Source organism: Maribacter sp. PR1, from assembly GCF_028464145.1.
GTDB lineage: Bacteria > Bacteroidota > Bacteroidia > Flavobacteriales > Flavobacteriaceae > Maribacter.
Genome location: NZ_JAQPCG010000011.1, coordinates 40,630 through 63,573 on the forward strand (window position 1 = coordinate 40,630; position 22,944 = coordinate 63,573).

The window sequence follows — 22,944 nt, forward strand, 5'->3', positions numbered from 1 at the left end:
ATATCGTTCTATTCCATGGGGCAATTAATTTGCGATAAGAGATTTGGTAAAGGAGTTAATATTGGCTTATGACAAGACGATTGTTCTTAATTAAGCGAGTGGTCCATTAATGCTTTATAAAATACCTGTTGTATTGCTGAACGTATATTAAGCTCATAGAGTTTCCTGTGTTCCCGACTGGGGTAGACCCGGTTGGATAAAAATATATATACCAAGTGGTTTTCAGGGTCAGCCCATACAAAGGTGCCGGTAAAACCACTGTGGCCAAAGCTTCCTGAACTTACTTCTGGAGCAGGATAAGCATCATTCAAATTCAAGGTGTCATTACCCAATAGGGGTTTGTCAAATCCAAGCCCTCTTCGATTATCGTTTTCGGGAAATTGGACTGTAGTAAATTCTTTGACTACGTTTTCGGGAAGGATTTGTTTGCCTTTATAATTTCCGTATTGGATATACAATTGCATGATTTTGGCTAAATCCGTAGCTGCCCCGAACAAACCTGCATTTCCGGAAATACCTCCAAGCAGGGAGGCGTTTTCATCGTGTACCCATCCTTGCGTCAAGCTATGTCTGAAAAGAGTGTCCAATTCTGTTGGCACTATCTTGTTGGGATAGTTCTTATCTGAGGGTAGAAACCCCAAAGTGTGAGCACCAATGGGTTTATAAAAATTTTCTTGTAGATATTCTACATAGGGTACTCCTGTAATGTCTTCTATTAATTGAGGGAATAGAAGGGAAGTTAATCCGGAATACCGGTAGGTTTTATCTTCCGAAACCTTAGAACGATTAATGATACGATAGATTTTTCTATTAAATCTACTTTTTACAAAAATATCGTTATAGGCTTGCTTGCTAAACTTACTACTCTTTTCTAGCCTTAAAAACCTCTTTTTATAACGACCGTTCTTTTTTAAGGTTTTGTTCAGGAAAACAATATAGGGTTGTAATCCAGCTTGATGGGCCAATATCTCCCTCAGGGTAATAGCCCGTTTGTCTTTTCTTCTTTTCCAAGGCTTCCAATAGGTACTAAAGGGAGCATCCAAGTTTAATTTTCCTTCCCCGACGAGCTTCATGATGGCCGGTAAGGGTCCTGTGATTTTGGTGACCGAAGCTAAGTCGTATAAATCATCTAGGGCTACGGGCTGGATACTATCATAGGTATGAAATCCAAAGGCCTCATGAAAAATAATGGAATCGTTTTGTGCGACAAGCACTTGTGCACCTGGAAAGGCCTCATTTTTTATACCGATGGTTATAATAGAATCTATCTGAGTATAAACTAACAAGGAGTCGGTCCTGGGAGAGGTATTTTTAATTATTAATGAACCATCTTCTTGAGCTGTAAGTGTATTTAACAGTATTCCAAAAAATATGTAGATGAAAGTTTTTGGCATTTGAGTCCTATTTGTAATTCAAATATAAAGTTTGAGATTCATCGGATGATTGTGGTAATGATTTTTATTTTAGACCGTTCTGCATATTATCAATGATTTCTGATACCCTTTTCTTCAATGATTCCGGTTCCAATATCTGTGCATAATCCCCAAAAGATATGTACCATCGAGAAAAATAATTTTGGACATCATCGACCATAAAAGTCATTTCTATCTGGTTTCCTTTTATTTTTTCGGAAACAAAACCTTGGTGATTTTTACTTGACCCTAAGTATTTGCTTACTTTTTTATCCACAAGTATTCGCACCTTTGTTTTGTTCTTGACCTCGTTCCGTTTTCGCAAGTCATCCAGTGTTTTGTGTTCCAAAACGAAGGGCTTGGAAGCACCTACAATTTTTAAAATCCTATCGGTCCTAAATTGTCTATAGTCCTTTCTTAGGTGGCAATATCCCATAACATACCAATAGTTATTTTCATTAAAAACGCCTATAGGTTCTATAGTTCGTTCCGATGGTTTATCTACCTCCAAGGCGGTGTATCGCAAAAACACCTGTTTCTTTTCAGCGATGCTTTCAAAAAGAATTTCAAGAGCATTCGGTATATTTTCATTGAACAACTGTTGGTTTGGAAAAATTCTCACCTGTGATTCCAGGGCTTCCACCCACTTTTTTCCCCTTACGTTGAGTACGGACTTCACTTTGTACATGGCCGTTTCGAAATAGGATCCCAGGGACTTATCCGTAAATTGTTGCATTAATTTTTCCGCAGCGACAAAGCTGCCGGCCTCCTCACGGGTAAACATGACTGGGGGAAGGCTATAGCCCTCCATGATAGAATATCCAACACCTGCTTCACTGGCAATGGGCACACCAGAAGCTTCAAGGGTTCGAATATCCCTATAGATAGTACGTTGACTCACTTGGAATCGATTTGCAAGTTCCTGGGCCTTTACAATGCGTTTGGACTGAAGCTGTATAAATATGGCAACAATCCTATCAAAACGTTTTACGGTATCCATTCCCATAATAGAGCGGCCTTTGTTCCAAAGATAGGACAAGATTTTAAGGTCAAATGTCCATTTGGTACCCATTTTAGCATTCCTTTTGGTCAAAAATAGGTCTATGGAGTGACAGCGGTATGTCAGGAGCAAGATTATTTTTAATTTCCAAAACACTACTGACAAAGGGTTGTCATAGGGCCTCCATATCTTTGATGTCATAATCAGTAATCAATAAATAATAAATAGTATGGAAAACACCATTAAAGGAGCAACACAGGTTATTTCAATAAATCAATTATTGGAACATTGGCAAGGTCACAGAAGACTCACTCGTAAGGTTATAGCGATATTTCCCGAAGATGAACTGTTTACCTATAGTATTGGAGGTATGCGTCCCTTCGCTGATATGGTCATGGAACTTCTAGGCATTGCGGAACCGGGATTACGTGAAATTGTCACGGGGCAAACGGCTCAATTAAACGAACATTTTGACCATGGCAACAGCAAGGCAAAATTACTAGAGTCCTGGGACAGTGCCACTCAGCAACTAAAGGAGCTTTGGGCACAAATGGAGGGAACGGACTTTCAGAAGCAAATAGTCTCTTTTGGGCAATTCCCTGGAACGGTGCAATCCGCACTTTTTTATTTTATGGACAATGAAATCCATCATCGCGGTCAAGGCTATGTATATCTACGATCTTTAGGGATTGAACCTCCCATGTTTTACGACAGAAGCTAAGTATGAAAACAGTATTGGTTTTTAAAACTTCGGTAAGAAAAAGGGGGAAGGTGAAATATCTTGCGCCTTATTTAAACGAATTGATAAACGACCATGGGCGATGGAACTTTGATCTGGAGGATTGCGATAATATCCTACGTATAGAGACGCAAAAGCCCAATCCTTTGGCCATTTCAACACTCTTGACTCAACGGGGCTTTTTCTGTGAGGAATTGCATTGATGGGAACAAAATAAATAGACCTGTTTGGTATTTAAAACTAAACAGGTCTTATACTATCATTTCCTTAACCATAAAAGGCTATGACCTAATATGGAAATGTCTGGGTTGACACAGAAAAAAGTCAGGGTTTAATTCTCATTTCCAACTGTTGGATTTTTGGATCAATTTCTGGATTTAAGGTAAAGAAGATGGAGATGGTGCCATGTTTACCATAAATCTCAAAATCTCCCCGTAATTGGTTTCTGGGACGTATCTCCCCGATGGAATCGATTTCCCCGATAGTTTGTTTCAAATCGGAAATGTGTTGGGTTCGCTTTTCCAAGGAACGGTCCAAAAAGAAATTATCCGCAAATAAGGTGGTGTCCATTCCTGTTTCCCATGTTTTCAAAACGGATACCAATTGGTCTTTCTTGTTTTTAAGCATTTGGGAAGCTACTTTTTTTCGAGGCTGCAATTCCAGTTCCTCAAACAGTATTTTCGAGATTTCATCTAAGGGCAGGGGTCCGGTATAGGTTAAATTGCCAAAGGCCATGATTCCTATACCATATTCCGGAAAAAAGGAATAGTTACTACCATAACCGGGCAGTGCCCCACCATGGGAAACCTTTATGATTCCTTTACAATCTTCCGATATTCCTAGCCCATAACCATAGCCGGAGACCCTTGCGCAGGGCTCATTATTCCAATCGGTTGCCCAAGTGGATAGGTATGGATATTGTGGCGTATGCATTTCTCGGAGGGTACTCCGTTTTACAGGCCCATTGTCTTTTTCGCTTCTGGGTGGCCATGCGGTGAGGTGAAAACTCACATATTTTGAAAAATCGGCTATCGTGGTAATCAGCCCGCCCATGGAACCGAAGACGCCATCGTGCAAAGTAGGTTCGGGCTTCCAAGTGTCATCCTCATATCGGTATCCGTGTACCAGCATATCCTCGGGTACTTTTTCATATTCCCAATAAGTATGCTCCATACCCAATGGAATTAGGATATTTTGGGTGATGTACTCCTGAAAGGTATTTCCGGACACTTTTGCCACAATCTGACCCAACATGCCATATCCGGTATTGCTATATTCGAATTGAAAGGAAGGAACCTTGGAGAGGGAAAGTCCCTCGGCCAGCATATTTTCCAACATTTCAGTAGCATCGTTCAAATGGCGATCGCCCCAAGGGTTGTCCTCGGGAAAGCCTGCGGTCATCGTTAGAAGATTCTTTATGGTAATTGCCGGGGAATCTTGGGTAAGGTATACCAAGGTGTCCAACTGCGGAAAGTAATTTGATACAGGGTCGTCCAAATCCAGCTTGCCTTCGTCCCGCAATTTTAAAATGGCCATGGCCGTAAAACTTTTGGTCATGCTCGCAATCCGGAAGGCTTTTGTAGGGCTGGCTTTGATTTGTGTTTCAAGGTCAATAACACCATAACTTCCGGTAAGTATCAGTGAATCGTCCACTACAATGCCGTAGCTGATACCCGGAATATGTCTGGCTTTAGCATTGGCTTCAAAAATCTCCTGGATTTTATCCTGAGTCCCAGTAATTTTGTTGGTCCGCTGATCGTTTTCAAATTTTGGAGGGGTATAATTGCTGGAGAACCGTTGTGCTTTTTCCGTAGGGCTGGGAGTAACTTGCTCTTGGGTCTGATGTTTACAAGCACCCAGTATCACAAAACAGGACAGCGAAGCGTAGAAAAGGACATTTTTCATAAAAAGGAGGTTTGGTTCCCTCTAAAGATAATGCCTTTGGTGGAATGTTACATTGTATGCGGATGTTGTGGGCGTAGTAATTTTAGGTATTAAGCAGTTTGACAACATCTTTGGCGAAATAAGAGGCGATCATATTCGCCCCTGCGCGTTTGATTGCGGTCAATTGCTCCATCATCACGGCATCATGATCCAACCAGCCTTTTTCGGCAGCAGCTTTTACCATGGCATACTCTCCGGAAACTTGATAAACGGCCACGGGAACATCCACTTCATTTTTGATTTCCCGAACAATATCCAAATAGCAAAGACCGGGTTTTACCATGACGATATCGGCACCTTCGTCAATGTCCATTTGGGTTTCCCTGATAGCTTCATACCGATTGGCATAATCCATCTGGTAGGTCTTTTTGTCCTTGGGAACGTTCTTAATATCCACGGGGGCAGAATCCAGGGCATCTCTAAATGGTCCGTAAAAGGCACTGGCATATTTGGCACTATAGCTCATGATTCCCGTATTGATATAACCTTCATCCTCTAGAGCTTCCCGTATACTAAGAATTCTTCCATCCATCATATCACTTGGTGCCACAAAATCGGCACCTGCCTTGGCATGGGAAACACTCATTTCTGAAAGAATTTCCACGGTTTCTTCATTTAGAATCTCGCCATCCGTTACAATACCATCATGCCCATAGGAAGAATAGGGGTCTAATGCCACATCGGTCATGACGAGCATCTCCGGACAGGTATTTTTGACCGTTTTAATCGCCAATTGCATTAAACCATTATCATTGATTGCTTCGGTTCCTGCATTATCCTTTAAATTGTCCGGTACTTTTACGAATAACAAGACGGAGCAAAGCCCCATTTTCCAAAGTTCCTTGACCTCTTTTTCCAGATTATCCAAGCTTAGCCTATAGTAATTGGGCATGGAGGGAATTTCATCTTTAATGTTTTTACCCTCTACCACAAATAGAGGGACTAAAAAATCATCTGGACTTATGATAGTCTCCCTGACCAATCTTCTTATGGATTCGGATGCGCGTAATCTTCTGTTTCTTATGAGTGGGTACATATTGCTAGTTTTAGGAACTTATACTTTTTAATTTATATATTGATTTCACCTTCAAGATAACAAATGGCGTTACCTGAAATTTTCACCCGGTCACCCCAAAATTCACAGGTAAGGTCACCACCTCTTGCCGATAACTGCTTGGCAGTCATTACTTTTTTGTTCAATTTTTTAGACCAATAGGGGGTAAGGGTCGTGTGTGCCGAACCTGTTACGGGGTCTTCCGGAATACCACATTGTGGAGCAAAGAACCGGGACACAAAATCGACTGCATCTCCTTTAGCCGAAACAATAACGCCCCTGCAATCCAACTGGTTCAATAGGTGAAAATTAGGCTTGATGTTTTCAATGTCCCGTTGGTCTTCGTAAACCAACAAATAATCTGTTTTGCCTTTAAAAGTTTCCAAGGTTTGCTTACCAATAGCTTCGTTGATTTCCTTTACACTTTCAACGGAAACTAAGTCGTCCGTTGGAAAATCCATGGTCATTAATCCGTCATCACCTTTTTTTACTAATAGTTCACCACTTCTGGGCGATACAAACCGAATGGTATTTCCTTTGTGGTCGTAATAATCAAATAGAACATAGGCCGTGGCCAAGGTAGCATGTCCACATAAGTCGACCTCTACCTCTGGTGTAAACCATCGAAGCTCGTATTCATTTCCTGTAGGTACGGTATAAGCCGTTTCCGCCAAGTTGTTTTCGGCGGCTATTTTTTGCATCGTATCATCAGGTAACCAAGTGTCCAGAATACATACGGCTGCCGGATTACCGCCAAAGAGGGTGTCCGTAAAAGCATCGATTTGATATATTTTTTGTTTCATTATTATTTATACCCAATCTTTAGGTTTTTTTAATACGGTTAAAAGTCGTTCCTCTTCACTTCCCGCTTTGGGGTTATGATCATATTTCCATTGTACATGCGGGGGAAGACTCATCAATATACTTTCTATACGGCCATTGGTTTTAAGACCGAACAACGTGCCTTTATCGTGTACCAAATTAAATTCTACATACCTTCCACGACGGATTTCCTGCCAATCCCTATGTTCTTGGGAATAAGAGAGGTTTTTTCTTTTTGTAACGATGGGTATATAGCTGTTTAGGAAGCTATCACCAATTTCGGTAACGAATCCGTACCAGTCCTGCATGGACATTTCCTCCGTTTTTTTACAATAGTCGAAAAATAATCCTCCAATACCCCTGGCTTCATTCCTATGGGCATTCCAAAAATATGCATCACAACGATTTTTATAGGAATTATAAAATGTGGGGTGATGTTTGTCACAGGCTTCTTTACATACACTATGAAAATGAGCCGCATCCTCATCGAATAAATAATAAGGAGTTAAATCTTGTCCACCACCAAACCATTGGTCAACCAGTTTTCCGTTTTTATCATACATTTCAAAATAGCGCCAATTAGCATGCACCGTTGGAACCATTGGGTTTTTTGGATGTAGTACCAAACTTAAGCCACAGGCAAAAAAATCGGCATCCGCTACATTAAAATAGTTTTGCATGCTTTCGGGTAGGGCCCCGTGCACACCAGAAATATTAACCCCTCCTTTTTCAAAAACATTTCCATTTTCGATAACTCGGGTTCTACCCCCTCCACCTTCCGGTCTTTTCCAAAGATCCTCCCTGAACTTGGCTTTTCCATCTATCTGCTCTAGTTTTTGGGTAATCCTATCCTGAAGATTTTGTATATAATCGTAAAATTTATCCTTCATGGGTCTTTATGTAAAGTTCCATATCCATAGCCGGCATTTCAGGAGGTTGGTGTTCTTTTGGTAAGGTTCCCTTCCATACATAACCACATTTTTCTGCAACCCGAATACTGGCCAAATTCGTTTTATGTACAATGATTCGAAGTGTTTTTATATCCAATTCCTTAAAAGACCAATCGGTTATCTTGTTCACGGCCATAGTGGTTATCCCAATACCTTCATGCTGGTATCCGATACAGTAAGCAAGCTCGGCCTCTTTTTTGGTATAATCCAGATTTTTGACAAACAACAATCCCGCAACCGTTCTATCTATGGTGTTTTTTATCACAAATAAAAACTCGTTCTTACTTTTAAAATCCTTAATCTTTCGATCTACAAATAGTTGGGATAAATCTGGAGTAAGATTCTCGGTCAATGTTCTCGGGAAATAGGTCTTTAACCTTGAGGTGTTTACCGTAACAAAGTCACAAATTCTCCAAGCATATTTTTCATGGATAGGTGTAATTTCAAAAGTGCCATTTGCTATGGTAATCATAGCCCTAAAATACGAAGTCTTGGAGCCTCTTGAAAGGTATTGAGAGTCTTTTCACTGATTATGTGAACAATACTTCTATTACTTATACTCTTTGACAGCATCTATAAAGGCCTTAGCATTCTCTACAGGTACATTTGGAAGAATTCCATGACCTAAGTTTACTACATATTTGTCTTTTCCAAATTCCCGTATCATTTGAGTGACCATTTTCTTTATTTCCGCAGGTGGGGATAATAACCGAGAAGGGTCAAAATTTCCCTGCAGCGTAATATTTCCTCCCGTAAGGTAACGGGCATTCTGTGCCGAACAGGTCCAATCCACTCCAAGTGCCGAAGCACCGGACTTGGCCATATCTTTTAAAGCGAACCAACATCCTTTGCCAAATACAATAACGGGGGCCTCCTCTTTAAGGGCATCTATAATCTGCTGTATGTATTGCCATGAAAATTCTTGATAATCCACAGGAGACAACATTCCTCCCCAAGAATCAAACACTTGAACTGCATTAACACCCGATTTCACTTTTGCTTTGAGATAAGCAATGGTTGTATCTGTAATTTTTTGAAGTAGCTCATGGGCGGCTATGGGTTGTGTAAAACAAAATTCCTTGGCTTTGTCAAAAGTCTTGCTTCCTTGACCCTGTACGCAATAGCACAAAATAGTCCATGGGGAACCTGCAAACCCGATTAGAGGGACTTCATCATTCAGTTTTTCCTTGGTAGCAGTAATGGCCTGCATAACGTAACCTAGCGTTTCTTCTACATCTGGGACAATCACTTGGTCTACGTCCTTTTGAGATCTTATGGGATTGGGCAAAAAAGGACCAAAATTGGGTTTCATTTGAACCTCGATGTTCATAGCTTGAGGTATTACCAAGATATCGCTGAACAGGATGGCAGCATCCATACCGTATCTTCGTATAGGTTGTACCGTAATTTCAGAAGCCAATTCAGGAGTCTGACAGCGCGTGAAAAAGTCGTACTTTTCCTTGATTTCCATAAATTCCGGTAGATATCTTCCTGCCTGTCGCATCATCCATACCGGTGGTCTTTCAACCGTCTCACCCTTTAGGGCTCGTAAAAATAAATCGTTTTTTAAGCTCATTTCGTATTGTAATCTTCATTTACCAAATCAATTACACTTTCCATATCGGGTATTTTTGCAACCTTCACCTCTTTAAAGTGTTTTCTAGCTTCTTTTGCAGTGGTTTCACCAATACAATAAGCAACTTTATTTGGTTTGTTTTTTAATAAATAGCTTTCAATAGTTGATGGACTATAAAATAGAATTCCTTCTACTGAATTCTCAATGGATTTACCGGAAAGCTTAGTCCTATAGGCTTCTATTTTGTTTACGGTAATCTTATTTTCTTCCAGAATGCTTGGTAAGTCCTCTAAACTTAAGTTTCCATGAAAGTAATTGACTTCCGTACCCTCTACGTACTCCACCAGATGTTTTGCTAGGTCCTTTGCGCTATTTTCGAAATGGGTCACTTTTCCAATTTTTTTCTGAAGAAGCCTTCTTGTTTTTCGCCCTACACAGTAAATGTTTTCGAATTGGAGTTCTGCAGGACTTATATTGGTCAAAAGGCTTTCAACGGCATTTTTACTAGTAAAAACGACGTTTTTAAGTTTCTTTTTCAATACGATTGGGGAAATCCTATTGGGACTTATTTTAATGAAATCTTCAGAATCTACTTTAATTGTGCCTTTAAATTTTTGCAACTGAGCCTCTGTCAGTTTTTTGGTGGAGAATATGGTGGTCTTCAGGTTGGCACCCTGTAATTCGTTCATCAAACGTTTGCCACCTCTGCTTAGTATACTTTTGGCCGCATCAATTCCCAACTGCTCGTGTTTTCCAAGTGGTGCCGTTAGCGTAGCCTCCAATTTTTTAGAGCCATCTACCGTAAGCAGTACCCCTTTCAAATTCACTTTTTCGTCCTTGTCAATATAGGCCAATGCACCGATAGGAGCTGAGCAACCTCCTTCTAATTCCCTTAGGAAATCACGTTCCAATTTGGTACATATTTCGGTTTCCCTGTGATTCAGTTCCTCACAAATTTCCCGTATTTCTTCATCGCTCTCCATTGCAACTACCATAATAGCCCCTTGTGCAGGTGCTGGTACCATCCAAGTAAGGCCAATGGTGTTTTCAGGTTCAAGGCCAATACGTTCTAATCCAGCAGCGGCAAAAATAGCTCCGTTCCAGTCGTTGTCCTCAAGTTTTTGTAGGCGACTGTTAACATTTCCCCTTAGGTCCACAACGGTATGGGTAGGATAGCGGTTGAGCCATTGTGCTTTGCGCCTTAAACTCCCTGTGGCGATAATACCGTCCGGTGAACCCAAAAATTCCTCATTCTTATTAAAAGCCAAGATATCCATATAGTTGGCCCTCTTTAATACTGCAGCTTGAACAATTCCTTTGGGTAACATGGTGGGAACATCCTTCATCGAATGTACGGCAATGTCAACATCGCCATTGAGCATAGCCACGTCCAGGGTTTTTGTGAAAATCCCGGTAATTCCAAGTTCATAAAGTGGTTTGTCCAAGACTAAGTCTCCCGTTGATTTCACGGGAACCAAAGCCACTTGATGCCCCAATTCCTCCAATTGGTCTTTAACGGTGTTGGCCTGCCATAGTGCCAATTCACTATCGCGTGTACCTATTCGAATTACTCTGTTCATTTGGTCTCTAGCTCTAATTGAAATACTTTCTGAATAAGCTCTAGGCTAGAATCGGAATCGATGGTGTCATCCTTAAGGTGGTTGGCAAATTGTTTGGTGATTTTCTGGATGACCCTGTTTGTAATTAATTCCGCCTGTTCTGCGTCAAAATTGGAAGTTTTTTTTGATTGATAGTCAAGTTCTTCATCCTTCATCGTTTTCAGTTTCATTTTAAGGGCCTTTATTACCGGAGCGAATTTTCTGGTTTCCAGCCATTGAATGAAATCACCTTTAACCGCTTCGATGATAGATTCTGCCTTAGGAATAAATTCTTTTCGCTTTTCCAGAGTTTCATCCGTTATTTGGGATAAATGGTCCAAATGCAAGAGGGATACGTTATCCAGTTCCAAGACATTATCATCCACATTTTTAGGAATTGAAAGGTCAAGAATCAACAAAGGATTCTTTGTATAAATAAGTTCCTTACAAACGGTTGGTTTCTGTGCGCCTGTTGCTACGACCAACACATCTGTTTTCCTTATTTCTGCTTGCAAATCCCCATAGTCCTTAACGGTGAGGTTAAATTTACCACCCACCTTATCTGCTTTCTCCTTTGTTCGATTTATTAAGGTAATATGTGGATTTTTGGTGTGTTTTATGAGGTTTTCACAGGTATTTCGACCAATTTTACCGGTACCGAACAATAGAATATTCTTATTGCTGATATCCTCCACATTGTTTAAAATGTATTGTACGGATGCAAAGGCAACCGAAGTTGCTCCGGAGGAAATCTCCGTTTCGTTTTTAATACGCTTGCTCGCTTGTATGACCGCATTTACCAAACGTTCCATGAATGGGTTCGCAATGCCTTCCTTTTTAGATCGGAAAAAACTTTGCTTTAATTGACTGATAATTTCAAAATCCCCTAAAATTTGACTATCAAGTCCCGTTCCGACCCTAAAAAGATGGGAAATCGCTTCTTTATTCTTATAAACGTAAGCTACCTCTTGAAATTCTTCTACACTTCCAAGGGAAAAATCACATAATAGTTTAATGAGCTGGAAGGGATGCTGGGCAAAACCATGAAGTTCGGTTCGGTTGCAGGTTGAGGTTGCTATTAGACCATCGATACCTTGTTCCTTGGCCTTTCTCAATAAAGCAGTCATTGAAACTTCGTCCAAACTGAATTTTCCTCTAATCTCCGCGTCGGCCTTTTTATAATTAAGTCCAATGGTGTAGAAGGAGCTATGTTTAGAAATGTGGTAATCTTTCATAGTCGCGGCGACAAAAATAGAATCATCAAATCAATAAAAGTAACGCTAGAGGAACTATTAGCATCGATAGAAGTGATTTTAGACCAAATACAATAGAAATCGGCTTAAAACCCTTAATTTTACAACGTTTAACACGATTTTCGAATATCACTATTTAGATGGATTCTAAATAAAAGGGTTTTTAAATTTTAATTTATGGAAAGTAAAAACATCGCCCAAGGTTCCTTTGAGGAGCTACCTATAGAAAACGGGTTTTATATACTTAAAATACAAAACAATACACCTGAAATAAAGAAGGTTACGCGGGAAATCAACCGAAGTTATATTCAGTTCCATTTTTGTCTGAAAGGTGGCGGAAAGTTTGTTTTTAATCAAGGAAACTATGCTTTGGAAGTTACTGAAGAAAATTCACTGTTGCTCTATAATACGCAATTGGATTTACCTTTAAATCTATTGCTTTCGCCTAATTCTTGGATGGTATCGGTAGTGATGAGTATTCGTAAATTCCATTCCTTATTTTCTGAAGAGGCCAACTATATTCCCTTTTTAAGTGAAGAAAACAAAGAAAAAAAGTATTACGCCCAAGACCCCGTGTCCCCACCAATTGCAGTGGTGTTAAGTCAGATTATTAACTATAATCTGCATCCTACTGTTAAAAGCCTGTATGTAAAAGGGAAAATCTATGAGTTGATTGCCCTTTACTTTAATAAAAATACGGATGCAGATGTGGAACAATGTCCTTTTCTGGTCGATGAGGACAATGTTAAACGTATACGTAAAGCCAAGGAAATCATTATTTCCAATATGGCCGAGCCTCCTACCTTATCGGAACTTTCCAAGGAAATCGGTTTAAGTCTGAAGCGTTTAAAGGAAGGATTCAAACAAATATATGGGGACTCCGTATACAGTTTTTTGTTCGATTACAAGATGGAATATGCACGGCGCTTGTTGGAAAGTGGTGAATATAATGTAAGTGAAATAGGGCTAAAGATAGGGTATAGTACATCGAGCCATTTTATTACCGCTTTTAAGAAAAAGTATGGGACTACGCCGAAAAAATACGTAATGGCTTTGGCAAATAGCTTATAGTTTTCAAACTGATTAGTTTGTTGCGTCCGTAATGGATTAAATAATCCATCATAAAAAATGAAGTTAGTCGATAAAATGGGTATTGTTTTCGAGGGTTTTCTAAAATGAGAATCATAATAAAAATTTAAAAACAAACTCAATGGTTCGTAGGCTTTATAACTTATAAGGGTCTCGCAACCATAATTCCGGTATTACCTTTAATCTTTTTTAGATACTCCACCAATGGCTTATCCGAAACTTCAACCTCCATGGAACCGGTGGAGGCATGTAATAAATGTATTCTACCGTCTGCTTCTCGTGTGGCAATTCCCGTATGGGTAACATCCAGACCGTTAATGGTGGTTGCTAGTGCAATGATATCGCCGGATTGTATTAAGTGCTCGTTTTCGGCAATCTGATTTTGAGCTAAGACACAAATGGGCTGGCTGTTAAGGTAATTTTCCGAAGCTTTGATTTTTTCGAAATTGATATCGTCAGCAAGAAAAGGATAGAGGTCACGATGTTCGCTCATAAAGTTGATATCCTTGGTAATTTGGTTGCCGCCAATCTCCCCCGTAATATCCTTCAATAAGCCTTTTTCGGCATTGTTGGCAATCCATTCGGAAAAGTAATGAAGTCTAGAAGCGTACCCATCCAAAGTGCCATTTTTATACCGAATGGTTTCTAATGTCTTTGTGAAATCTTCAAATGTGTTTTTATTCTCTTTTAACAGTAAGGAAAAAGCAAGTACATTCTCAACAAACGTGGTACAGTCCAATCCTTTTAGATTAACAACTAAAGTTTCCGTATCCCCTATTTCAAGGGTCTTGGCCACATAGGGAGTTTTTAAAAAAGTTTTGCCTACGGCCACCATAGTCTGTCCAAAAACCGATTTTCCCGATGCCTGAATTTCGTCTATTTTAGAAACTACAGCCTCTTTGTCCAAGGGGGAGCAGGTAATCGTTTGGGCCTTTATTCCACTAAGGGAGAGCAGGAAAAAAGTGAATAATAAAGTGTATTTCATTTGTGTTAATTTTCGGTTGAAGCCTTACCGTCCTTTTCGTTAAGTAATAATCTGTTGTGCACAATGCTTTCCGGATAATTCTCCTGAAGGAAAGATATCAATTTTTCTCTGACATGCACCCGCAAATCCCATGCAGTAGGGGAGTCCTTTGCACTCATCAATGCCCTAATCTCCACACAATTAACTTTACTGTCCGTTACCTGTAGCACATTAACTTTTTGGTCCCACAAATCGGTATTCTCCAAGATTTTTGTTAGCTCTTGGCGTAGGGCATCAAACGGAACCTTGTAATCCGTGTATAAAAATACAGTACCCAATATATCGGATGAGGTTTTTGTCCAGTTTTGGAAGGGTTTTTCAATGAAATAGGGGGTAGGCACAATTAAACGTCTTTTATCCCAAATTTTAACTACCACATAAGTTAAAGTGATTTCCTCAATGCGGCCCCATTCCCCTTCTACGATAACTACGTCATCCAACTTTATAGGCTGTGCGATTGCAATTTGTATTCCTGCCAATACGGTACCGATGAGTTTTTGTGCCGAAAAACCAATAATGATACCGGCAACTCCGGCCGATGCAAAAATACTCACCCCAAGTTCCCGTATTTCTTGAAAACTCATCAAAGCCAGCCCTATTGCCAGTATTACAACTATAAAAATGATGATACGCTCCAAAATGTTGAACTGCGTATACACTTTTCGGGCCTTTAGATTATTGGCGGAGTTAACATCGTAGTTTTTTATTATTAATTGCTTTACAACCTTCAGAATTCCTATAATTAGCCATGTCATAGCAAATATAAATAGCAGGGTGCTTGCTTTTTTAAACCAATATTCTTCATCTTCTAGACCGAATAATTGTCTAAAGGCCGCCATCCGAATGATTATGGAAATAAAAATAAGAAAGATGGGTAGGGCAACTCGTTTCATTACGCCCTCTGGTATAAGGTATCTTGGGTCTTTGCCCAGTTTTCGAAGTATGTAGAGTGCGACCCAATAGATAACCAGAAAAATAGTAACCGCTACACCAAGATATATCAATGAATCCCTCGGGATATCCTTAAAAATTGAATCCATAAATTTTAAGTTTCAGTACAACATAAGAAAATTAGTTGGCCCATAAAATTTTAGGTGAATAAATCGATGGACTTTATGGTAGTATAGAAAACTATTGCCTAAAATTAAAATATCATCGGTTTTCAATGGTTATTTTTGCAATTCAAAATTCAATATTAGGAAATGAAGGGAGTTTTATTGGTTAATTTGGGATCACCTGATAGTCCGACCGCAAAGGACGTTAAACCATATTTGGATGAGTTTCTTATGGACGAACGTGTGATAGACGTGCCAAAATGGTTGAGAAATATCCTCGTGAGAGGTATCATATTACAAACCAGGCCAAAGAAATCAGCCGAGGCCTATTCTAAAATATGGTGGGAAGAAGGTTCTCCCTTAATAGTCCTTTCGGAACGATTTTCGGAGAAGCTTCGTAAGCATACTCAGGTCCCTGTGGCCTTAGGAATGCGATATGGGAGCATGACCATAAAAAGTGCGTTACAAGAATTGAAAGATAAAGGTGTTGATGATGTATTATTGGTGCCCTTGTATCCCCATTATGCAATGTCCTCTTTTGAGACGGTCGTTGTCAAGACACTGGAGGTAAAGGACGAATTTTTTCCAGGCATGAAGATAACTACATTACCGGCCTTCTATAAGAATCTTGATTATATAAAGGTATTATCGGAATCCATTAAGGAAGGGTTGAAGGATTTTGAGTACGACCATCTTCTTTTCTCCTACCATGGGATACCGGAACGTCATATTAGAAAATCCGATCCCACAAATTTTCATTGTAAAATAGATAGTTCCTGTTGTTCTACCAATTCAGTGGCCCATCATACGTGTTATAGGCATCAGTGTTATAAAATGACGGAACTGGTTCGAAACTATATGAACCTTCCAGAGGAGAAAGTAAGTGTATCCTTTCAATCGCGTCTTCCCAATGATCCTTGGTTAAAACCCTATACCGATTTTGAGTTCGAACGTTTTCCTAAGGAAGGAAAGAAGAAATTGGCCGTTGTAACTCCCGCATTTGTGTCGGATTGTTTGGAAACTCTCGAAGAGATTGCTATGGAGGGGAAACATCAGTTTACGGAAGCGGGGGGAGAATCTTACAAACATATTCCCTGCTTAAATGATAATGATGCATGGGTATCATTAATGGCACAATGGGTCGATACCTGGGAAAAAGAGCATGTCCTACCACAGACTTAAATCAAGTTTAAAGTTCGGGCATAGAACGGTAGAAGCAGCTGGGTAATGGTTTTTAAGCATTGATTTGAATAAATCAAAAGCTATATTTCGACTATAGCTAATGGATAATTTTGGTCAACAAATTGAAATTGACCGTTTTTTTCTACTATTTTCTTTTTTAATACGATAGGGCTATGGCCAAATTTACATCGGAAGAACTGGGAAAGCAACCCATAGGTAAACTATTGATAGGCCAAGCGGTTCCTGCCAGTATTGGTATTCTTGTGATGTCCCTAAATGTTTTGGTCGACTCCATTTTTGTTGGAAATTGGATAGGTTCCATTGCCATAGCGGCGATTAATGTTGTACTTCCCGTTTCATTTTTTATAGGAGCGTTGGGTATGGCTATTGGTGTTGGCGGTTCCAGTATTATTTCTAGGGCATTGGGATCTAATAAAAAGGAAAAGGCCTTTATTACTTTCGGAAATCAGATTACCCTAACACTATTTATTACCATTACCATGGTTATAGTGGGCCTAACCTTTATAGAATCGATTATACCCACATTTGGTGGAAAGGGGGCTATTTATGAACCCGCAAAAATTTACTATACCGTTGTATTATATGGTGTCCCTTTTCTGGCACTTTGCATGATGGGTAATACGGTTATTAGGGCTGAGGGAAAACCCAAATTTGCTATGATTGCCATGATAATACCATCTGTTGGTAATCTCTTGATGGACTACCTATTTATTTATGTGTTCGATTGGGGAATGACCGGGGCCGCTTGGGCAACCACAATAGGCTATATACTTTGTTTCTCATATGTAGGATATTTTTTCTTCTCGAGGCACTCAGAAATGAAGACTCAATGGAGGCACTTAGGGTTAGATTTTCCCATAGTAAAGGAAATGGGATCTCTAGGTTTTGTAACCTTGGCAAGACAGGCGGTAGTTAGTGTAATTTATCTGATAATGAACAACATTTTGTTCACCTTGGGGGGAGAGGCTATGGTAGCGGTGTATGCCATAATAGGTCGTATGTTGATGTTTGCCCTTTTTCCTGTTTTTGGTATTACTCAAGCCTTTTTACCGATCGCCGGATTTAATTACGGAGCCCACAAATACCAAAGGGTACGTAAAACTATTAATACAGCTATTACCTATGCGTCCCTATTGGCAACATTTGTCTTTATAGGTCTTATGATTTTCCCTGAAGCGATTACCGCATTATTTCTTAGTGATAAACCAGAAATGTCCGCGCATGATTTGAAGACCAACGCATTTGTTCTAAAGAACGCCCCAAATGCTATGCGATGGGTGTTTGCTGCGACACCCATTATTGCCTTGCAATTGATTGGGGCTGCGTATTTTCAGGCCATTGGTAAGGCGGTCCCAGCTTTATTGCTGACCTTATCCAGGCAAGGGTTTTTCTTTATCCCCTTAATCTTAATATTACCCAAACTTTATGGGGAATTGGGCGTTTGGATTTCCTTTCCAATCGCCGACGTATTGGCGACCTTGGTTACTGGTGTCTATCTTCGCAAAGAAATTAAAAGGACTTTATAATATTACACTTATGAACTTTTTAGGGACACCACTTGGTGGATTATTTCGATAATAAAAAAGAAGAACTCGTGACTTTTCCTAAAATGATGTTTCTAAAGAAGTAAATAACCCCTAACCATGTATTTACTTCTAACAATTATTGCTTTAATCCTAATAGTTGTCTTGATTGCCGCTCTCGTGGATTTAAAAAAGACCAAGAAAATCTACAAAAAGTATCTTAGCAAGGAAGATGATACCAAGAGTTGAAATTTGCTCATGTCATAGGGTGACTTAAAAAAATAGAAATAGCCTATAGGATTATTTTAAAGTTCTCTTTTCTAATAGCTATATAATACTAAGTGATTATTTTTAGGTTTTTAATTAAGAAACATGAAAATAAAACAAGGTATTCTTTTGGGTCTATATCTATTAATATTTGGATCTTGCAAAACAAATATCGAAAACAAAATGTATGATTTATATGTGGGAACATACACCGATGGGGAGAGTAATGGTATTTATCAATTAAAATTTAATACAAATACTGGAGCTCTTACGGACAAAAAATTGGCAGCGACGATAGAAAATCCATCCTACTTAAAGTTCTCTCCTAACAATAAAGTGCTTTATTCTGTTTTGGAAACGGATACTTTTGAAAATACTTCAGGCGGGGTCATGGCTTATAAACTTGTTGACGGTAAATTGATTGAAAAGGATGCCATAGCGACGGTTGGAGCGCACCCCTGTCATATAGCGGTATCTGAGGACGGGAGATATCTGGCTGCTTCAAGCTATACCGGTGGAAGCGCTACCATTTTTAGTTTAAACGCAATGGGCGGTTTAGAGGCGAACCCACAACGAATTGACCATAAAAGCCTGGACACCGTCAAGACTTCCCATGCTCATTCTGCCGAATTTATGGAGGATGGACTGTTTATTGCCGATTTGGGACTAGATGCTGTTAAGCGTTATAAAAAGGTAAATAGTGGGTTTGTTCCGAACGAACAAGCTTCTATTGATTTACCTGATAGAGCGGGGCCAAGGCATTTTACTTTCGGCCAAAATGGAAAATTTCTATACACGATTAATGAACTGAACTCTACCGTTACAGTTTTTCAAAGAGCGGGTTCGAGTTATACTGAAATGGAAACATATGCTACACTGGCAGAAGATTTTACCGGAGATAGTTTTTGCGCGGACATTCACCTGTCGCCCGATGGAAAATTTCTATATGGCTCCAACCGGGGTGAACAGACCATTGTCATTTTTAAGGTAGACGAGAATACAGGAAGTTTGAGCTTTGTCGGCAGAGAATCTGTTCGGGGAGATTGGCCTCGTAATTTTACCATTGATCCCACAGGAAAATTTCTACTTGTCGCTAATCAAAAGAGTAACAATATCGTTGTTTTTAAAAGAAACGAAGACCAAGGCACTTTGGAGTTTTTGGAGGAAATAGCCCTGCCAGCGCCCGTTTGTCTGGAGTTTTTAGAGCCATGATAAATGGTTCTTTGATTCTAAAGAAAAGCGTACTAGAGTTGCTGAAGTATTTCCTGAATGGCCCTGTCCAATTGAGGTTTGCTACCTTCCAACCGATCGCTAAAGGTTTCAGGTACCTTTATGTCTGGTTTTACCCCCGTTTTTTCCAAGTTTTTACCATCCAGTGTGAAACATCCCCATGCTGGTAAACGATAAAAGGAACCGTCTACCAATCCTTTTCCTGAAGTAAAAATAATCCAGCGATACGTTTCGGTCCCTAAGGTTTTCCCCAAACCGAGAGCTTTAAATCCAGCGGCAGTCATTTCCGCGTCACTCAATGATTGTTCGTTCATCAATAATATGATTGGTTTTACCGCAGGCGCAAAATTTGGTTGGGGAGCTAATGCGCCGTCCCTATATTTCCATTTCAAATAGGGTTTTTGCGACAAAAATTGTAAAACTTCATCATGCACGTTTCCTCCGGTATTATAGCGCAAATCTAGAATTAACGCTTCCCTTTGATTGGTCTCTGAAACCATTTCTCTTTTAAAGTTTTCTAGTTCCCCACCTCCCATGTTTTTCATATGTACATAAGCTATTTTCTTATCCGCTTTTTCATCTACGTACTTTTGATTTTCATCTACCCATAGGTCATAAAGTAAATTTCTTTGAGTATTAGTGCTTGCTGGGTGCAGATTTACTGTGATTGTTTTACCAGATCTACTAAATTTTAATTCCATTTCTTCATCCAAAGAAGGCTGGTTAAAGTAAGATTCCCTATTTCTTTTTGAATCTATAGGTATTCCATTCACTGCCACCAGTAGGTCCCCTTTTTTAATATTTTTACCCGATATATCTGCCGGACCATCTTGTATAATATAGTCCACCATAAAAGGTTGGTCATTGGAGAATTGGATACCGGTAGCCAAAGTTTTTGTATCATAGAATTCATCTTCTTCATCGCCAGAGGACCGGAATCCAAAATGAGAAGTGTTGAGTTCTCCCAGCATATCATTAAATAATAAGCGCAACTGACCCCGATTTGTGATATAAGGGAGATATTGCTCGTACTTTTTTCTCAAGACGGTCCAATCCGCTCCATGGAATTCACCGTCGTAGAAATTTTCTTCAAATCCGGCCCAAGCCTCATGAAACATTTGACTGAATTCTTCGGATAGGTTTTTTCTAAAAGTATGGTCCATATCAATCTTATCAGCTTTGTTTTTTTCCACATCAAAAGTGTGGAGGTTTCCTTTACCTAAAAGATAGTAATCGTCTTTAGCACGTGCTATCTGATATCCGCTGATTTTCTCGTCCAGTACTTTTTCAATTTTATTTTTTTTAAAGGGTTCAATAACGGTTTTCCAAAGTTTTGTTTCTCCTTCGTCATGGTTGCTCAAATAAAGTATATGTTGCGCATCATCTTTTTTAATTACGGTTGGGTTTCTCTGCCTTCCAAAAGAGGGGCTTATAGCTGTAATCCTATCCATAATACCCTCCTCATTAATTTTAATCGTAATTAGCTCTTTCTCTTTTTCACCTTTTTTATTCTCATCCTCTTTCTTGTCCTCTTCCTCTTTTTTTTCTTCCTCCTTGAACAACTCAACCAGTTTCTCAGAGGAATAAGGGTCTTCATATTTATCCAAGGGCATTTGATAAATTTGCGCTTCGTCCAATCCGTAGGGGTAAGATGGTTTTACTAAATTGGATACCATATACAAGTACTTACCATCTGGAGACCACACCGGGGAGCTTTCGGAAACACCGGTATTGGTAAGATTTGTGATTTTTTTATCAGAAAGACGAATTACAAAAACATCGGACTCGAAATTCCGGATGGCATTGTAAACAATATGGCTTCCATTGGGAGAGAAATAAGGTTGTGGTGCATACAATGCCCAAAATTCATCCTTTAGTAATAGTTCACTTTTAAAGCTTGAAAGGTCCAACAACCTCAATTCGTCCCTGCCACTGATGTAAAGCGCTTTTTTAAAGTCCGGATCTATTAATAAATTCACGTTATTTCTTAAATCATCGGTGTGCTGTTTTTCTAAAGTACTTCCGTCCGCTGCAATCGTGAATAGATTGGTATATCCCCTATGGGTACGGTTGTAAAAGAGGGTTTTATTGTCCTTCAACCACAACACTTCCAATACGCGCTCCCCTTTTTTAATGGGAATGTGTTTTATAAATTTCCCTTTGATATCCGAGACAAATAATACTCCTCTGGATACAAATGCCAATTTTTTATTGTCAGGGGAAACAGAAAAGTTGCTGATATTACCTTGAACCTTAAAATCCTGTTTTTTCTTTAAGGTATTATTCCGCGTAATTTTTATAGGTACTTTGGTTGCGGTCCCATTCTTTACGTTATAGGTAAAGATTTGATAGTCTTTACTGAAAACGATTAGTTCCCCGTTGGCACTCACATTTGGACGACCTATGGAGGATTCAAAATCGGTCAATTGACTTTTTTGGTTCCCCCTTATTTGATACAAATTGTATTCGTCATTGGCTTCGTCGGATACAAAAAATAGATTTCCGCTTTTATCCAAGGTGGCCCAAAGGTCTTTTCCGTTGTAAGATGTATATTCTTTATATTCCTTTGTTTCGGGGTTATAAGACTTAATATCCGGATTGTATGCTCCTTTATACCGTTTACGGTGTGTAAAATTTTTAGCCTCCCAACTTTCATTAAAGAAAATTTCTCCCGTTATCGGGTGGGTAGCAATGTTGGCAACCGTATTAAAATAATTTTGAAACAATCGTTTAGGAGTATCTCCACTAATGGAAACTTCATATCCCGAATATCTATTGTACCTCGATGACGTAAAATAGATATGTTCAGAATTCCATGACCAGCTATCCATATCGTCATTGGCATCGTTAAAGGTGAGTTGCTTTACTTCTCCTCCATCTAAGGGCATAATGAAAACATCTTTATTGCCAAATTGGGTGCCGCTAAAAGCGAGCCATTTACCATCAGGAGAAATACTCGGTAAGGTTTCATTCCCCTCCATGGCGGTAAGTCGCACGGCTGTTCCACCTTTTGAAGAAACACTCCAAAGGTCCGAATCATAGCTAAAAATAATTGTGCTGGCGTCTGGCGATAGGGTAGGGTCTAAAAGAAAATAGGATTCCTGGGCCGTACTTATGGTAAAAGAATAAAAGGTTAAAAAAAATAGGAATAAGAGTTTGTTCATGGCGAATCGATGAATTGAAATTTTATTTACAAAGATGAATG

Annotated in this window: 20 protein-coding genes; 7 read left to right on the plus strand and 13 right to left on the minus strand. The window is 39.4% G+C overall.

Annotated elements, in window-relative coordinates; genetic code table 11:
• Window positions 1-86 precede the first annotated feature (86 nt).
• Entirely contained in the window at window positions 87-1,394 is a 1,308-nt protein-coding gene (locus PP182_RS19420; protein ID WP_272652909.1) for a serine hydrolase domain-containing protein, read from the minus strand.
• Between the two features lie 64 nt (window positions 1,395-1,458).
• Complete coding sequence (locus PP182_RS19425) at window positions 1,459-2,418, minus strand: helix-turn-helix transcriptional regulator (RefSeq protein WP_272652985.1); 960 nt, start codon at window positions 2,416-2,418, stop codon at window positions 1,459-1,461.
• Between the two features lie 223 nt (window positions 2,419-2,641).
• Here PP182_RS19425 and PP182_RS19430 point away from each other — a divergent pair, with 223 nt between their 5' ends.
• Both PP182_RS19430 and PP182_RS19435 read left to right on the plus strand, forming a co-directional pair.
• Entirely contained in the window at window positions 2,642-3,133 is a 492-nt protein-coding gene (locus PP182_RS19430; RefSeq protein ID WP_272652910.1) for a DinB family protein, read from the plus strand.
• A gap of 2 nt (window positions 3,134-3,135) precedes the next feature.
• Window positions 3,136-3,354 (plus strand): hypothetical protein, encoded by a 219-nt coding sequence (locus PP182_RS19435; protein ID WP_272652911.1) that lies wholly within the window; start codon window positions 3,136-3,138, stop codon window positions 3,352-3,354.
• A gap of 121 nt (window positions 3,355-3,475) precedes the next feature.
• Here PP182_RS19435 and PP182_RS19440 read toward each other — a convergent pair whose 3' ends face one another.
• The 8 genes from PP182_RS19440 to hemA form a co-directional block, all read right to left on the minus strand.
• Window positions 3,476-5,056, minus strand: a complete 1,581-nt coding sequence (locus PP182_RS19440) for a serine hydrolase domain-containing protein (protein ID WP_272652912.1) — start codon at window positions 5,054-5,056, stop codon at window positions 3,476-3,478.
• Between the two features lie 82 nt (window positions 5,057-5,138).
• Window positions 5,139-6,131 carry a porphobilinogen synthase gene (hemB, locus tag PP182_RS19445; RefSeq protein WP_272652913.1) on the minus strand — a complete coding sequence of 331 codons (993 nt, stop codon included), beginning with the start codon at window positions 6,129-6,131 and terminating at the stop codon, window positions 5,139-5,141.
• Window positions 6,132-6,163: 32 nt separating this feature from the next.
• On the minus strand, window positions 6,164-6,952 hold the full coding sequence (locus tag PP182_RS19450; RefSeq protein ID WP_272652914.1) for a PhzF family phenazine biosynthesis protein: 789 nt from the start codon (window positions 6,950-6,952) through the stop codon (window positions 6,164-6,166).
• Window positions 6,953-6,958: 6 nt separating this feature from the next.
• The gene (gene hemF, locus PP182_RS19455; RefSeq protein ID WP_272652915.1) at window positions 6,959-7,861 is read right to left on the minus strand and encodes an oxygen-dependent coproporphyrinogen oxidase; all 903 of its coding nucleotides are present in this window, start codon (window positions 7,859-7,861) and stop codon (window positions 6,959-6,961) included.
• Window positions 7,851-8,393 (minus strand): GNAT family N-acetyltransferase, encoded by a 543-nt coding sequence (locus PP182_RS19460; protein WP_272652916.1) that lies wholly within the window; start codon window positions 8,391-8,393, stop codon window positions 7,851-7,853. Before PP182_RS19460 ends, hemF begins: the two co-directional genes overlap by 11 nt.
• Window positions 8,394-8,471: 78 nt before the next feature.
• Window positions 8,472-9,497, minus strand: a complete 1,026-nt coding sequence (gene hemE, locus PP182_RS19465; RefSeq protein WP_272652917.1) for a uroporphyrinogen decarboxylase — start codon at window positions 9,495-9,497, stop codon at window positions 8,472-8,474.
• Complete coding sequence (gene hemC / locus PP182_RS19470) at window positions 9,494-11,077, minus strand: hydroxymethylbilane synthase (protein ID WP_272652918.1); 1,584 nt, start codon at window positions 11,075-11,077, stop codon at window positions 9,494-9,496. Before hemC ends, hemE begins: the two co-directional genes overlap by 4 nt.
• Complete coding sequence (hemA, locus tag PP182_RS19475; RefSeq protein WP_272652919.1) at window positions 11,074-12,330, minus strand: glutamyl-tRNA reductase; 1,257 nt, start codon at window positions 12,328-12,330, stop codon at window positions 11,074-11,076. Before hemA ends, hemC begins: the two co-directional genes overlap by 4 nt.
• Window positions 12,331-12,525: 195 nt before the next feature.
• Here hemA and PP182_RS19480 point away from each other — a divergent pair, with 195 nt between their 5' ends.
• Window positions 12,526-13,419 carry an AraC family transcriptional regulator gene (locus PP182_RS19480; RefSeq protein ID WP_272652920.1) on the plus strand — a complete coding sequence of 298 codons (894 nt, stop codon included), beginning with the start codon at window positions 12,526-12,528 and terminating at the stop codon, window positions 13,417-13,419.
• A 160-nt stretch (window positions 13,420-13,579) separates the two neighbouring features.
• Here PP182_RS19480 and PP182_RS19485 read toward each other — a convergent pair whose 3' ends face one another.
• A complete protein-coding gene (locus tag PP182_RS19485) occupies window positions 13,580-14,422 on the minus strand; it encodes an N-acetylmuramoyl-L-alanine amidase-like domain-containing protein (protein ID WP_272652921.1) in 843 nt (280 codons plus the stop codon).
• Between the two features lie 5 nt (window positions 14,423-14,427).
• On the minus strand, window positions 14,428-15,501 hold the full coding sequence (locus tag PP182_RS19490) for a mechanosensitive ion channel family protein (RefSeq protein WP_272652922.1): 1,074 nt from the start codon (window positions 15,499-15,501) through the stop codon (window positions 14,428-14,430).
• Between the two features lie 162 nt (window positions 15,502-15,663).
• Between PP182_RS19490 and hemH the strand changes: the two genes are divergently transcribed.
• From hemH to PP182_RS19510, 4 genes are all read left to right on the plus strand, one after another.
• Window positions 15,664-16,698 carry a ferrochelatase gene (hemH, locus tag PP182_RS19495; protein WP_272652923.1) on the plus strand — a complete coding sequence of 345 codons (1,035 nt, stop codon included), beginning with the start codon at window positions 15,664-15,666 and terminating at the stop codon, window positions 16,696-16,698.
• Between the two features lie 173 nt (window positions 16,699-16,871).
• Window positions 16,872-18,245 carry an MATE family efflux transporter gene (locus PP182_RS19500; protein WP_272652924.1) on the plus strand — a complete coding sequence of 458 codons (1,374 nt, stop codon included), beginning with the start codon at window positions 16,872-16,874 and terminating at the stop codon, window positions 18,243-18,245.
• 117 nt (window positions 18,246-18,362) lie between these two features.
• Entirely contained in the window at window positions 18,363-18,491 is a 129-nt protein-coding gene (locus PP182_RS19505) for a hypothetical protein (RefSeq protein WP_272652925.1), read from the plus strand.
• A 123-nt stretch (window positions 18,492-18,614) separates the two neighbouring features.
• The gene (locus tag PP182_RS19510; RefSeq protein WP_272652926.1) at window positions 18,615-19,721 is read left to right on the plus strand and encodes a lactonase family protein; all 1,107 of its coding nucleotides are present in this window, start codon (window positions 18,615-18,617) and stop codon (window positions 19,719-19,721) included.
• A 32-nt stretch (window positions 19,722-19,753) separates the two neighbouring features.
• Here the strand turns inward: PP182_RS19510 and PP182_RS19515 are convergent, their stop codons facing one another.
• The gene (locus PP182_RS19515; protein ID WP_272652927.1) at window positions 19,754-22,903 is read right to left on the minus strand and encodes a S41 family peptidase; all 3,150 of its coding nucleotides are present in this window, start codon (window positions 22,901-22,903) and stop codon (window positions 19,754-19,756) included.
• Window positions 22,904-22,944: the final 41 nt, after the last annotated feature.

Excerpts from the sequence above, each read along its gene's own strand:
- PP182_RS19460 (WP_272652916.1), bottom strand. The coding sequence starts at position 8,393 with ATGATTACCATAGCAAATGGCACTTTTGAAATTACACCTATCCATGAA.
- PP182_RS19505 (WP_272652925.1), top strand. The coding sequence starts at position 18,363 with ATGTATTTACTTCTAACAATTATTGCTTTAATCCTAATAGTTGTCTTG.
- PP182_RS19425 (WP_272652985.1), bottom strand. The coding sequence starts at position 2,418 with ATGGGAATGGATACCGTAAAACGTTTTGATAGGATTGTTGCCATATTT.
- PP182_RS19500 (WP_272652924.1), top strand. The coding sequence starts at position 16,872 with ATGGCCAAATTTACATCGGAAGAACTGGGAAAGCAACCCATAGGTAAA.
- PP182_RS19435 (WP_272652911.1), top strand. The coding sequence starts at position 3,136 with ATGAAAACAGTATTGGTTTTTAAAACTTCGGTAAGAAAAAGGGGGAAG.
- PP182_RS19420 (WP_272652909.1), bottom strand. The coding sequence starts at position 1,394 with ATGCCAAAAACTTTCATCTACATATTTTTTGGAATACTGTTAAATACA.
- hemA (WP_272652919.1), bottom strand. The coding sequence starts at position 12,330 with ATGAAAGATTACCACATTTCTAAACATAGCTCCTTCTACACCATTGGA.
- hemF (WP_272652915.1), bottom strand. The coding sequence starts at position 7,861 with ATGAAGGATAAATTTTACGATTATATACAAAATCTTCAGGATAGGATT.
- PP182_RS19490 (WP_272652922.1), bottom strand. The coding sequence starts at position 15,501 with ATGGATTCAATTTTTAAGGATATCCCGAGGGATTCATTGATATATCTT.
- PP182_RS19480 (WP_272652920.1), top strand. The coding sequence starts at position 12,526 with ATGGAAAGTAAAAACATCGCCCAAGGTTCCTTTGAGGAGCTACCTATA.
- hemC (WP_272652918.1), bottom strand. The coding sequence starts at position 11,077 with ATGAACAGAGTAATTCGAATAGGTACACGCGATAGTGAATTGGCACTA.
- hemB (WP_272652913.1), bottom strand. The coding sequence starts at position 6,131 with ATGTACCCACTCATAAGAAACAGAAGATTACGCGCATCCGAATCCATA.
- PP182_RS19515 (WP_272652927.1), bottom strand. The coding sequence starts at position 22,903 with ATGAACAAACTCTTATTCCTATTTTTTTTAACCTTTTATTCTTTTACC.
- PP182_RS19485 (WP_272652921.1), bottom strand. The coding sequence starts at position 14,422 with ATGAAATACACTTTATTATTCACTTTTTTCCTGCTCTCCCTTAGTGGA.
- PP182_RS19440 (WP_272652912.1), bottom strand. The coding sequence starts at position 5,056 with ATGAAAAATGTCCTTTTCTACGCTTCGCTGTCCTGTTTTGTGATACTG.
- PP182_RS19430 (WP_272652910.1), top strand. The coding sequence starts at position 2,642 with ATGGAAAACACCATTAAAGGAGCAACACAGGTTATTTCAATAAATCAA.
- PP182_RS19450 (WP_272652914.1), bottom strand. The coding sequence starts at position 6,952 with ATGAAACAAAAAATATATCAAATCGATGCTTTTACGGACACCCTCTTT.
- hemE (WP_272652917.1), bottom strand. The coding sequence starts at position 9,497 with ATGAGCTTAAAAAACGATTTATTTTTACGAGCCCTAAAGGGTGAGACG.
- PP182_RS19510 (WP_272652926.1), top strand. The coding sequence starts at position 18,615 with ATGAAAATAAAACAAGGTATTCTTTTGGGTCTATATCTATTAATATTT.
- hemH (WP_272652923.1), top strand. The coding sequence starts at position 15,664 with ATGAAGGGAGTTTTATTGGTTAATTTGGGATCACCTGATAGTCCGACC.